Source organism: Nocardia carnea, assembly GCF_029868325.1.
GTDB lineage: Bacteria > Actinomycetota > Actinomycetes > Mycobacteriales > Mycobacteriaceae > Nocardia > Nocardia carnea_C.
Map to the genome: position 1 here is coordinate 1 of NZ_JARWNW010000149.1, position 11,900 is coordinate 11,900.

The 11,900-nt window shown below is 68.3% G+C and carries 13 protein-coding genes; 7 read left to right on the forward strand and 6 right to left on the reverse strand.

The genetic code is table 11. The features are described from left to right. Positions 1-494 precede the first annotated feature (494 nt). The 5 genes from QH196_RS10885 (at position 495) to QH196_RS10905 (ending at position 5,801) form a co-directional block, all read left to right on the forward strand. Complete coding sequence (locus QH196_RS10885; protein ID WP_280415645.1) at positions 495-1,385, forward strand: metal ABC transporter solute-binding protein, Zn/Mn family; 891 nt, start codon at positions 495-497, stop codon at positions 1,383-1,385. Between the two features lie 594 nt (positions 1,386-1,979). After that, positions 1,980-2,810, forward strand: coding sequence for a metal ABC transporter ATP-binding protein (locus QH196_RS10890; RefSeq protein WP_280415654.1), 831 nt, complete (start codon positions 1,980-1,982; stop codon positions 2,808-2,810). Next, on the forward strand, positions 2,811-3,677 hold the full coding sequence (locus QH196_RS10895; protein WP_280415646.1) for a metal ABC transporter permease: 867 nt from the start codon (positions 2,811-2,813) through the stop codon (positions 3,675-3,677). A gap of 95 nt (positions 3,678-3,772) precedes the next feature. Beyond that, a complete protein-coding gene (locus QH196_RS10900; protein ID WP_280415647.1) occupies positions 3,773-4,942 on the forward strand; it encodes an acyl-CoA dehydrogenase family protein in 1,170 nt (389 codons plus the stop codon). Between the two features lie 49 nt (positions 4,943-4,991). Next, positions 4,992-5,801 carry an enoyl-CoA hydratase/isomerase family protein gene (locus tag QH196_RS10905; protein WP_280415648.1) on the forward strand — a complete coding sequence of 270 codons (810 nt, stop codon included), beginning with the start codon at positions 4,992-4,994 and terminating at the stop codon, positions 5,799-5,801. 6 nt (positions 5,802-5,807) lie between these two features. On the opposite strand, the gene QH196_RS10910 is transcribed toward QH196_RS10905, so the two are convergent. The 6 genes from QH196_RS10910 to carD form a co-directional block, all read right to left on the reverse strand. Then, positions 5,808-6,083, reverse strand: coding sequence for a DUF4190 domain-containing protein (locus tag QH196_RS10910; RefSeq protein ID WP_280415649.1), 276 nt, complete (start codon positions 6,081-6,083; stop codon positions 5,808-5,810). A 90-nt stretch (positions 6,084-6,173) separates the two neighbouring features. Then, positions 6,174-7,145 carry a 23S rRNA (guanosine(2251)-2'-O)-methyltransferase RlmB gene (gene rlmB, locus QH196_RS10915; protein WP_280415650.1) on the reverse strand — a complete coding sequence of 324 codons (972 nt, stop codon included), beginning with the start codon at positions 7,143-7,145 and terminating at the stop codon, positions 6,174-6,176. Further along, positions 7,145-8,551, reverse strand: a complete 1,407-nt coding sequence (gene cysS, locus QH196_RS10920; protein ID WP_280415651.1) for a cysteine--tRNA ligase — start codon at positions 8,549-8,551, stop codon at positions 7,145-7,147. The genes rlmB and cysS overlap by 1 nt, the downstream gene beginning before the upstream one ends. A gap of 268 nt (positions 8,552-8,819) precedes the next feature. Continuing rightward, on the reverse strand, positions 8,820-9,320 hold the full coding sequence (ispF, locus tag QH196_RS10925) for a 2-C-methyl-D-erythritol 2,4-cyclodiphosphate synthase (RefSeq protein ID WP_432279469.1): 501 nt from the start codon (positions 9,318-9,320) through the stop codon (positions 8,820-8,822). Continuing rightward, positions 9,320-10,030 (reverse strand): 2-C-methyl-D-erythritol 4-phosphate cytidylyltransferase, encoded by a 711-nt coding sequence (gene ispD / locus QH196_RS10930; protein ID WP_432279468.1) that lies wholly within the window; start codon positions 10,028-10,030, stop codon positions 9,320-9,322. Before ispD ends, ispF begins: the two co-directional genes overlap by 1 nt. Positions 10,031-10,032: 2 nt before the next feature. Next, positions 10,033-10,521: an RNA polymerase-binding transcription factor CarD gene (gene carD / locus QH196_RS10935; RefSeq protein WP_011206964.1), complete on the reverse strand. Its 489-nt coding sequence runs from the start codon at positions 10,519-10,521 to the stop codon at positions 10,033-10,035. Positions 10,522-10,983: 462 nt separating this feature from the next. On the opposite strand from carD, the gene QH196_RS10940 reads away from it, so the two are divergent. Beyond that, positions 10,984-11,643, forward strand: a complete 660-nt coding sequence (locus QH196_RS10940; RefSeq protein WP_280415653.1) for a hypothetical protein — start codon at positions 10,984-10,986, stop codon at positions 11,641-11,643. Further along, positions 11,640-11,900: AAA family ATPase (locus tag QH196_RS32520; RefSeq protein WP_432279470.1), on the forward strand; the 261-nt coding region annotated here is incomplete at its 3' end. The genes QH196_RS10940 and QH196_RS32520, both read left to right, overlap by 4 nt.

Sequence of the window (11,900 nt, forward strand, 5' to 3'; positions counted from 1 at the left end):
CAGACCACCCGCGCCCATCCGACCGCCCACCCCCCCACACTCACCCCCCGCCACTCCCCCCCCGCGGCCCGGCCCCGGGCCCCCCTGGCGCGCCGCCCTGGGGGGGCCCCCGCGCCCCCCCCCCGCCCCGCCCGCGGCCCCCCTCCCCGCCCCCCCGGGGCCGATCAGCCCGCGCTCAGCCTCTTCGGCGGAGCGCCATGATGGGTTCAACACAAAGAGCCGACCGTGGGCGACTCGGGCGCCATGGCCCGTTCAGGCGTTCACAGAGACCGGTTACCGCGCTGAGCGCCGCGGCTGGGTCGAGTCGGGTGCGGCTGAATACGGGGCTGCCCCGCTCATGCGTTCGGCCCGCGAAGCCCGCGGGCCGAACGAAAGACTGTAAGCGCGGCGCCGGACACAGCGGATAGACACTGGACGGTCGGTTCAGAGGATCTCCGGTCTCCTGCTAAAGTAAAACGGAAACGATTTCCATTAAACTCTTTGGTAGGTACGCCGTGTCACTGAAATCTGCCCGTAGCGCTTTACTGCTCACCCTCGGTGTGGCGACGGCCGCGGCGCTCACCGCCTGCGGTGCTACCGGGGATGATTCGGGCAAACCGCAGGTGGTCGCATCTACCAATGTATGGGCCGATATCGCGAGCGCGGTGGCCGGGCCGGACGCGGAAGTTACGGCGATCATCTCCGATCCCGCCGCCGACCCGCATTCCCACGAAACCTCCGCCGCCGAATCCGCGCAGATCAGCGACGCCGATCTGGTGGTCTACAACGGCGGCCACTACGACGAGTTCATGGCCAAGGCGATCGAGGGCAGCGGACAGCGCGCCGTCGAAGCCGTCGCGACCCGCGACAGTGCCATCCAGAACGATACGAACGAGCACGTCTGGTACGACATGGAAACCGTCGCGCTGGTAGCCCAGCAGATCGGCACGGCCCTCGGCGAACTCGATCCCGAGCATGCGCAGGGATATTCCGACCGGGCCGCAGAGTTCACCGGCCGGCTCGACGCGGTCACCGCCCTCACCGACCGGACCGCCGGCGCGCACCCGGGCACGCCGGTCCTGCAGACAGAACCACTGGCGTACTACCTGCTCCAGGACGCCGGTACCGTCGACCGGACACCGCGCGAGTACCAGGAAGCGATCGAACAGGAAACCGACCCCGCCCCGGCAGCCGTGGCCGCGACCCGCGACCTGGTCACCGGCCGGCAGATCGACGTGCTGATCTACAACGTCCAGACCGAGGACAAGGTCAGCCAGGACCTGCGGGCGGCGGCCGATGCGGCCGGTATCCCGGTGGTCGAAGTCACCGAGACGCTGCCGCCGGGACTCGATTTCGTGGCCTGGCAGACCCGCAATGCCGAGGCGCTGGCCGACGCCGTCGGCTGACCCCGGCCCGAAAGCGACGAACGGATGCAACCGATGAGCGAAACCGCGTCGGCACACGGTCGCGGCACACCATCCGGCGCCGATACGGCCCTGCCCGCGGATAAGACGGCGACAGGCCACGGTGCAGACGCGACCGGTAACGGGTCGCAGCCCGACACCGGCAACGGTTCACAACCACCCACAGGCGTCACCGGCACCGGCTCGGAACCATCCGCGGGCAACACCGGCAGCAGCTCGGAGCCATCCGCAGGCAACACCGGCGACAACAGCTCGAAGCGGTCCCCGGGCAACACCGGCAGCAGCTCGAAGCCGTCCGCGGGCGACACCGGCGGGAACAGCCCGGAGCGGTCCGCGGGCAATACGCAGCAGTTCGACGCGCCCGGCGGGGGGCAGAACCCTTCACCACCCCGCAGCCGGAGTTCGGGGTCGCCCGGCGGGGAGAGCACAGTAGCGCCCGGCAGGCAGGGCGCCGTCTCACCCGACACGCGCACTGCCGAACCGGCCCGGGGACGCACTGGCGAACCGGCGGACGGACCCCGGAACGAGGCGCCGGCCGTCGCGCTCGAATCGGCGACCCTCGGGTTCGGCGACCGCATATTGTGGCGTGAACTGGACCTCAGTGTCGCCCGGGGCGAGTTCATCGCCGTGCTCGGACCCAACGGGTCCGGTAAGACGTCCCTGCTGCGGGTGCTGCTCGGCCAGCTCGGCCTGTCCGCCGGGCGGGCCCGTATCGGTGGTGCCGAACCACGCGCCGGGCATCCCGATATCGGGTACATCCCGCAGCAGCGCACCATCGACGCCGGTGTTCAGTTACGCGGCACCGATCTGGTCGGTCTCGGCGTGGACGGGCACCGCTGGGGTCTCGGACTGCGCGGCCGCGCCGAACGCCGCCGTAAGGTCGCCGCCGCCATCGCCGATGTCGGTGCCGAGAAATTCGCGCGCGCTCCACTGGAGAGCATGTCCGGCGGCGAACAACAGCGGCTGCGGGTGGCACAGGCCCTGGTCGGCGACCCCGCGGTGCTGCTCTGCGACGAACCCCTGCTCAGTCTCGATCTGGCCAGCCAGCAACTCGTCTCCGGCCTGATCGACCGGCGGCGCCGCGAGCACGGAACTGCCGTGCTGTTCGTCACCCACGAGATCAACCCGATCCTGCCGCTGGTGGACCGGGTGCTGTATCTGGTCGACGGGAAGTTCCGGATCGGCACGCCGGACGAGGTGATGACCTCGGCGGTGCTGTCCGAGCTGTATCAGACCGATGTCGATGTGCTGCGCGTCCGCGGCCGGCTGGTCGTGGTCGGCACCGGCGACACCATGGATGCGCTCGGTACCGCCGGCGCCCACTGCCACGGCGACCCCGGCACCCCGCACACCCCCGACCCGGCAGGCGCCGATTCCGGCCGGCAACCCCGACAGGCACACATCTAGATGGACAAGCTCTCCGACGTGCTGGCCGAGATCTTCGATCTGCAGACCACCGTTCACCTGCTCGGCTACGACTTCGTACAGCAGGCGGTACTCGCCGCGGCACTGCTGGGTCTGCTCGCCGGGGCCATCGGGCCGCTGATCATCAGCCGGCAGATGTCGTTCGCCGTACACGGCACCAGCGAACTGTCGCTCACCGGCGCCGCCGCCGCACTGCTCGTCGGCGCCGGGGTGGGTATCGGCGCGATCGCCGGTTCGGTGATCGCGGCAGTACTCTTCGGTGTTCTCGGTACCCGGGCCCGCGAACGCGATTCGGTGATCGCGGTGGTGCTGTCGTTCGGGCTCGGCCTCTCGGTGCTGTTCCTGTGGCTCGGACCCGAACGCGCGGGGTCGAAGTTCTCGCTGCTCACCGGGCAGGTCGTCAGTGTGGGCTTCAGCGGGCTGACCCTGCTGGCCACCTGTACCGCGGCAGTGCTGGCGGTGCTCGCCGTCGTCTACCGGCCGTTGCTGTTCGCCAGCACCGATCCCGAGGTCGCGGTGGCCCGCGGGGTCCCGGTACGCGCCCTGTCGATTCTGTTCGCGGTGATGCTCGGTATCACCGCCGCCTTCGGCGTGCAGATCGTGGGCGCCCTGCTGGTCCTCGCGCTGCTCATCACACCGGCGGCCGCCGCGGCGCAGCTGACCGCCGATCCGGTGCGGGCCACGGTGCTCGCGGTGATCTTCGCCGAGATCTCGGCGGTCGGCGGGATCCTGCTGTCGCTGGCGCCGGGGGCGCCGGTATCGACGTTCGTCACCACGATCTCGTTTCTGATCTACCTGGTCTGCCGGGTGATCGGCGCCCGGCAGCGGCAGGTCGCCCGCGTGCGGTGACCCCGGCGGGGATCGCTTTGCGGGCAGGTGCCTTCAGTCGGGGACCGGAGGTTTCGTATGCTCGTGCGCAACGCTCCCGGAACGAAGGGCACCACATGATCGACTTCACGATTCCCGCCGACCTGGCCGCCGAACGCGACCGGATCCGCCAGTTCGTCGCCGATAAGATCGTGCCCTACGAGCGCGACCCCCGGCTCACCGCGCACGGCCCCACCGACGAACTGCGCCAGGAACTCGTGGAGCTGGCCCGCGCCGAGGATCTGCTCACCATCCAGGCGCCCACCGAACTCGGCGGCCGCGGCCTCACCCATGTCGAGCAGGCCGTTCTGTACGAAGCTGCCGGCTGGTCCACCCTGGGCCCGGTCGCGATGAACTGTGCGGCGCCGGACGAGGGCAATATGTTCCTACTCTCCAAGATCGCCGACGCGGACCAGACCCAGCGCTACCTGAAGCCGGTCATCGACGGCCACCAGCGGTCGGTTTTCGCCATGACCGAACCCGACGGCGCCGGCTCCGACCCGGCCCAGCTGTCCACCACCGCGACCTTCGACGGCGAGAACTTCACCATCGACGGCCGCAAATGGCTGATCACCGGCGCGAACGGCGCGAAAACCTGGATCATCATGGCCAAGCTCGCCGAGAACCCGCACCTCCCGGCCGGCCCCACCCTCTTCCTCACCGACGGCGATCAGCCGGGCATCGTCATCGAACGCACCATGAACACCATGGACCGCAACTACGTGGCCGGGCATTGCGTGGTTCGTTTCGACCGGCTCACCCTGCCGAAATCCGCCCTGCTCGGCGAAGCGGGTCAAGCCCTGCGCTACGCGCAGTTGCGGCTGGCCCCGGCCCGGCTCACCCACTGCATGCGCTGGCTCGGCGCCGCCGAACGCGCCCAGAGCATCGCCATCGACCATGCCAAGACCCGCACGGCCTTCGGCAAAACACTCGGTGAACACCAGGGCGTATCGTTCATGATCGCGGATAACGAGATCGCGCTGCACCAGTGCCGGCTCACCATTTGGCATACCTGCTGGCTCATGGACCAGGGCGAAAAGGCTCGCCACGAGAGTTCGATGGCGAAATCCTTCGTTTCCGAGGAACTGTTCAAGGTAGCCGACCGCTGCGTCCAGATCCTCGGCGGGATCGGTGTCAGCGATGAAACGGTCGTCGAAATGATCTTCCGCGATATGCGTCCGTTCCGGCTCTACGACGGCCCCACCGAAGTCCACAAATACGCCATCAGCCGTAAAGTTCTGCGCTGATTACGGCCCGGAACCCCGGGCGCGGCCGTTCACCAATACACTCCCCACCATGAGTTCGGAATTGCTCGTCGATGTCTCAGCGGGCATCGCCGTCCTCACCCTGAATCGGCCGGCCAAACAGAACGCGTTCAATCCCGCCATGACCGAAGCGCTCGGGGCGGCGTTGAAGCGGTGTGACACCGAGGACGCGATCCGAGTAGTGGTCATCACCGGCACTCCCCCCGCATTCTGCGCGGGAGCAGACCTGTCCGACCGGGTGGGCGAGGTGAGCGCCAGTATCGATCCGCCTCCGTTCCGGATCCGCAAACCGGTGATCGCGGCGGTCAACGGGCATGCGGTGGGCGTCGGCCTGGCACTCGCCCTCCAATGCGATCTGCGATACCTGGCCGACGACGCCGTGTACGCGCTGAGCCAGGTGCGCCGCGGCGTCCTCGCCGACGGCTACGCGCACTGGACACTGCCGCGGCTGGCGGGTCTCGCCAACGCCGCCGATATCCTGCTCACCGGCCGCACCTTCGACGGCGCCGAAGCAAAAGCGATGGGCCTGGCCAATGCCTGCCTGCCCGCGGCGGAGGTGCTCCCGACCGCGATGGCGGTCGCGCACGATATCGCGGGTGGTTCGGCGCCGCTGAGCGCTGCCCTGTCGAAACGTCTGCTCTGGGAAGGGGTCGGGCTGGAACCGGCGACAGTCGCGCAACTGGAGGCCGATCTGAACGATCACATCGCCGGCAGCCGGGACGCGGGCGAGGCCATGACAGCTTTCCGGGAACGTCGTCAGCCGACCTGGTCGGGTTCGATCAGCGAGGAATGGCCGACCTGGGAGCCTGCGAAATGGAACGGGCAGCAGAGCCTGGACTGATCGCCGTCAGCCGCCGGTGAGGAATACCAGGGCGAACAGCAGCGCCATCAGCACCGCCAGAATCGTGCCGATGACACCCAGCGTGAACCCGATCACGACCTGTGTGCGCCCACCGTAGGCGCCGCCCGATTCGTCGATCTGATCCAGTGCCCGTTTACCCATCGCCCAGGCCACCGGCCCGGTCAGCCCGAAACACAGCAGGCTGACCGCACCCAGGAGCAGCACCGCCGTCGCATACGGGTGCTCGACCGGCTTACCGATGGGCGTGTTGGGTATCACCACAGAACGAATTCTACGGTGCGGTGGCGGTTTTGCGGTCCGGGCGCGACCGAATCGGCGCGGAACCGCCCGCTGACCGGGACCGCGGCGGGGTCAGGCGCGACGCTGCCGGGCTGTTTCGGCCAGCACCACGCCCGCCGCGACGGAAGCGTTGAGTGATTCCACCGGACCCGCCATGGGGATGCTCAGGATCGCGTCACAATTCTCCCGGACCAGCCGGGACAACCCTTTGCCCTCGGACCCCACCACGATCACCGTGGGCCCGGTGGCATCGAAATCGTCGAGCGAGGTGTCACCGCCGGCGTCCAGACCGACGATCTGCACCCCCTTGGCAGCCCAATCCTTGAGCGTGCGAGTGAGGTTGGTGGCACGAGCGACCGGCAGGCGGGCCGCCGCCCCGGCGCTGGTCCGCCACGCCACGGCGGTCACGCTGGCGCTTCGCCGCTGCGGAATCACCACGCCGTGCCCGCCGAACGCCGCGACCGAACGCACCACGGCGCCCAGGTTGCGTGGGTCGGAGATATTGTCCAGCGCCACGAGCAGGGCCGGTTCCACCGACTGCTGGGCCCGGGACAGCAGATCGTCCGGATGCGCGTACCGGTAGGGCGGCACCTGCAGTGCCATTCCCTGGTGTAAACCGTTGGCGCTCATCCGGTCCAGATCGGTGCGCGGTACCTCGAGGATGGATATCCCGGTATCGGCGGCGATTCGCACGCTTTCGGTGAGCCGCTCGTCGTTCTCGGTACCGACCGCCACATACAGCGCGGTCGCCGGGACCCCGGCGCGCAGGCATTCGGTCACCGGGTTGCGGCCCAGGACCAGCTCCGGTCCGTCATCACCGTGCCGGCCGGCCGGGCGGGGCGCACGGCCGGTCGAACTCTTCTGGGCGGCACGCGCTTTCGCGGCGGCTTTGCGCGCCGCCGGATGTTTGGTACGCGCCTCCGCGGGAGGTGTCGGCCCCCGGCCTTCCAGTCCACGGCGGCGCTGCCCGCCGGAGCCGACCACCTGCCCCTTCTTGCTGCCGCCTTTGCGGATCGCACCACGACGTTGTGAATTGCCGGCCATCAGCCCGCCTTTCCAGGGGTAGGTGTGCCCAGCGACCATTCGGCACCGTTCGGGGTATCGGTCACTTCGATGCCGGCGGCCTGCAGGCGGTCGCGTACGGCGTCCGCGGTGGCCCAGTCCTTCGCGGCCCGGGCCTGCTGGCGGCGTTCCAGTTCGGCACCGACCAGCACGTCGAGGGCGGCGTCGGCAGCCGAATGATCGGCGGCGGTATGCCAGTGCGGGTCGAGTGGGTCCACCCCGAGTACATCGAGCATGGCCCGGACCTGGCCCGCATGTTCGCGGGCGGTCTCGAGCACACCGGCGTCCAGCGCGCGGTTGCCCTCGTGCACGCCGTGATGGATTTCGGCGAGCGCCTTCGGGACACCGAGGTCGTCGTCGAGGGCGGCGGCGAAACCATCGGTCCATTTGCCCATCGGGATATCACCGCCGCGTTCGGCGACCCGCTGCACAAAAGCCTCGATCCGCTGATACGACTGGGCGGCATCGGCGAGCGCCTTATCGGAATATTCCAGCATGGAACGGTAGTGCGCACTGCCCAGGTAGAAGCGCAACTCCACCGGACGCACCGATTTCAGCACATTCGGAATGGACAGCACATTGCCGAGCGATTTGGACATCTTCTCGCCGCCCATGGTCACCCAGCCGTTGTGCAACCAGTACTGCGCGAAACCGTGGCCGGCCGCCTTGGACTGCGCGATTTCGTTCTCATGGTGCGGGAACACCAGATCCATTCCACCGCAGTGGATATCGAATTCGGAACCGAGGTAGAACTCGGCCATCGCCGAGCATTCCAGATGCCAGCCGGGGCGGCCGGGCCCCCACGGCGACGGCCACGTGGGTTCGCCCGGTTTCGCAGCTTTCCAGAGCGTGAAATCGCGCGGATCGCGTTTGCCCAGCCCGGCGCTCTCACCCTGGTGTACGTCCTCGAGCCGGTGCCCGGACAGATCGCCGTAATCCGGGTAACTGCGCACATCGAAATACACATTGCCCTCGGAGGCGTAGGCATGCCCGCGGTCGATGAGCCGTTGCATCAAATCGACCATCTGGGTGATATGCCCGGTCGCCCGCGGCTCCGCCGACGGCGGAAGCACCCCGAGCTGCCGGTAGGCCTGATCGAAGGCGCGCTCATGGGTCGCGGCCCATTCCCACCACGGCCGGCCGGCTGCCGCCGCCTTGGTGAGGATCTTGTCCTCGATATCGGTGACATTGCGGATGAATGCCACATCCAGCCCGCCCGCCGCCAGCCAGCGGCGCAGAATATCGAACGCCACGCCGCTGCGCACATGCCCGATATGCGGTAAACCCTGCACGGTCGCCCCACACAGGTACACCGAGGCATGTCCGGGTACCAGCGGCGTGAAATCACGCAGGGTCCGTTTCTCGGTGTCGAACAGGCGCAGCGTCACGGCAGTCGATCCTAGTTTCGTATGTGGATTGCACTCGGAAGTGGTGCAGCGGGGATATGGGCAGGGTAGCGGCAACGGCCGGTACTACGGCATTCGGCCGCACGGTCACGGCAGCGACAGTTGTGCCGGAGCGTGGCAATGAACCTTGTGGCGCGGCGGTGACACTTCCCACCGCGGCGGGAAGGGCAGTGCTGTGCTCACACGGCCTCGACGACCCGGGTGCCGGCTCTTGCTCGATGAAGCGGCTTCGCTGTCCCCGATCGTCCGGTTACCGGACCTCGGAGAGGTCGCTCGGCCGCCCCGGACAGTGCAACAGTGCGGTGGCGACCGCGGCAATACCCTCACCGCGGCCGGTGAGCCCCAGTCCGTCGCTGGTGGTGCCGGATACCGAAACGGGTGCGTCGAGCAACTCACCCAGCACCTGCTGGGCCTCCGCCCGTCGTGGCCCGATCCGCGGGCGGTTACCGATGACCTGGACCGCGGCATTGCCGACCGCGAATCCGGAGTCCTCGAGCAGCCGCCGCACTTCCTTCAGCATGGCGGCGCCGGACACTCCGGCCCATTCCGGGCGGCCGGTTCCGAAGACCGACCCGACATCGCCGAGCCCGGCGGCCGACAGCAGGGCATCGCACAGCGCATGGGCGGCCACATCGCCGTCGGAATGTCCCGCGCATCCGTCTTCACCGTCGAACAGCAGCCCGGCCATCCAGCAGGGCCGTCCCGGTTCGATCGGGTGCACATCGGTACCGATACCGACGCGAAAATCCATCATCGCCCGGCCACCTGCTTTCCGTCGAGCACGGCTTCGGCCAGGCGCAGGTCGAGCGGCGTTGTGATCTTGAATGCGAGCGGATCGCCGGGAATGGTGTGCACGTCGACACCCAGCCGTTCGACCAGGCCCGCATCATCGGTGGCACTCTCCGGATGCTCATAGGCGCGGCGCAGCACATCGGCGGCGAATCCTTGCGGGGTCTGCACGGCGCGCAACGCGGAACGGTCCGGTGTCCCCGTCACGACGCCGGCGGGATCGACCGATTTCACCGTATCGACCACCGGTAGCGCCGGTACGACGGCGGGGCGGCCGGCCCGCAGTTCGGCCACCACCCGGACAATCAGATCGGGTGGGGTCAGCGCCCGCGCGGCATCGTGCACCAGTACGTGGGCGGCCGCGCCGGCATATGCCAGCCCGGCGCGCACAGAATCGGTACGTTCGGCGCCACCGGCCACGATCCGGGCCGGTGCCGCAGGGGGAAGCAGAGCTGCCGTTGCCTCGACGAGTTGGGCGGGCACCATCACTATGATCTCGTCGACAACCCCGGCAGCCATCAACCCACCGACAGCCAGCCCGAGCATAGGTGTGCCGCCGACCGGGACGAACGCCTTGGGAGCATCTGCTCCCAGACGTTCTCCACGACCGGCGGCAGGAACCAACGCGATGACAGGTCCGGCGTTACGGCCGGCCCCGTCCGGTTCGTACACGGTCAGGACGCCGCGGCGAGAACCTCGTCGAGAAGCGTCTCGGCCTTGCCGTCATCGGTCCCCTCGGCGAGCGCCAGCTCACCGACGAGGATCTGCCGTGCCTTGGCCAGCATCCGCTTCTCGCCCGCGGACAGACCACGATCCTGTTCCCGGCGCCACAGGTCGCGCACGACCTCGGCCACCTTGTTCACATCACCGGAGGCGAGCTTCTCGAGGTTGGCCTTGTAACGGCGGGACCAGTTGGTGGGTTCTTCCGTATGTGGCGCCCGTAGCACCTGGAAGACCCGATCCAAGCCTTCCTGGCCCACGACATCGCGGACGCCGACGTATTCCGCGTTTTCCGCGGGAACCCGAACAGTGAGGTCACCCTGTGCGACCTTCAGGACCAGATACTCTTTCTGCTCACCCTTGATGGTGCGGGTCTCGATAGCTTCGATCAAAGCCGCCCCATGATGGGGATAAACGACGGTATCTCCGACCTTAAAAATCATGTGTCCCGTGCCCCTTTCGATGTTCACAGTTTAACACGCGACTCGATAACGGCGCGATCAACTGCGCAGGTCAGGGCCACAACGACCAGGTACTGGGGCTTGACAGGGCGTGTTTGGTGTGCATCACGTTGGGGCCGAACGAGTGTCGGCCCCACGCTCCACCGGACCGGCCGGCACCGCGGTGCACCGGGGCCGGGAACCGAGGCACGGAAGCCGAATCGTTACCGGTCAGCAGGGGCCCGGGGTACCACCGAAGCCCCGATCGCACGGTCCACCGGACAACCGCTACGAAGCATTACCCGCTCGACCACCCCGGAAGCGATACCCGCAGGCGATTGGTGCGACAAATCACACAGTCCCAATACCGCAATGCCCCCTGACACCGCCCGGTGCATCCGGGCCCGTACGCCGACTACTACAGTGCCTAGTTGGAGTGCGCCACTCGGACATGGAGGACAACCCGTGACTGCCCTGACTGCTGTGACTGCCGCGAGCCCGGTCGCCTCGACTCGACGGCGCCGGCGCCTGGTGCCGGTCGCCGCGCTCGCCGCCGGAGCGGCCATCATCCTGTCCGGCTGCAGCGCCGGCCAGATCTCGCAGACCGCCGACCAGGTCGCGGCGATCAACGGCAACACCGCCGAAGCCGGCGACATCTCGCTGCGCAATGTGCATATCGTCTACCCGGGGTCCGGCACCCACACCAATACCGCGGGCGGCCAGGCGGCGCTGGCACTGTCGATCATCAACACCGGCGAAACCGTCACCGACGAACTCACCGGCGTCACCACCGACCTCGGCACGGTGAAGATCACCCCGGCCACCGGCGACAAGATCGAAATCGCGCCCTCCGAAACGGTCGTCGTCTCGACCCCCTCCGCCGGCGCGGAAACCCACACCACCGGCGAAACCGTCGATACCGAGGCCGGGGAAACGAAAACCGCCGCCATCGAGATCACCGGGCTGACCCAGAACATCACCCCGGGCCTGACCTACAACGTCTCGTTCAACTTCAAGGAGAACGGCACCGTCCAGGTCGAGGTCCCGGTCGACGCCGGCATCGAATCTCCCCGCCACGAATCCGAACTCTCCAAGAGCACCACCGGTTCGGCCGGCGGGCACTGAATTTTTGGCGGCCCCGAAGGCGGGGCGGGGTTTGGGGCCCATTGGGGGGGGGGGGGGGGGGGGGGCGGCGAGCCCGGGGGGGGGGGGCGGGGGGGGGGGGTGGGGGGCGGCCCCCCCTCGACCGGGTACTCGGTGGCGGTATCGTCGCGGGGTCGGTGGTACTGCTGTCGGGGGAGCCCGGGGTGGGGAAATCGACCCTGCTGCTCGAGGTCGCGCATCGCTGGGCACGACAACGTGACGAACGGGCGCTGTATGTC

Excerpts from the sequence above, each read along its gene's own strand:
- QH196_RS10895 (WP_280415646.1), top strand. The coding sequence starts at position 2,811 with ATGGACAAGCTCTCCGACGTGCTGGCCGAGATCTTCGATCTGCAGACC.
- QH196_RS10900 (WP_280415647.1), top strand. The coding sequence starts at position 3,773 with ATGATCGACTTCACGATTCCCGCCGACCTGGCCGCCGAACGCGACCGG.
- QH196_RS10905 (WP_280415648.1), top strand. The coding sequence starts at position 4,992 with ATGAGTTCGGAATTGCTCGTCGATGTCTCAGCGGGCATCGCCGTCCTC.
- rlmB (WP_280415650.1), bottom strand. The coding sequence starts at position 7,145 with ATGGCCGGCAATTCACAACGTCGTGGTGCGATCCGCAAAGGCGGCAGC.
- ispF (WP_432279469.1), bottom strand. The coding sequence starts at position 9,320 with ATGGATTTTCGCGTCGGTATCGGTACCGATGTGCACCCGATCGAACCG.
- carD (WP_011206964.1), bottom strand. The coding sequence starts at position 10,521 with ATGATTTTTAAGGTCGGAGATACCGTCGTTTATCCCCATCATGGGGCG.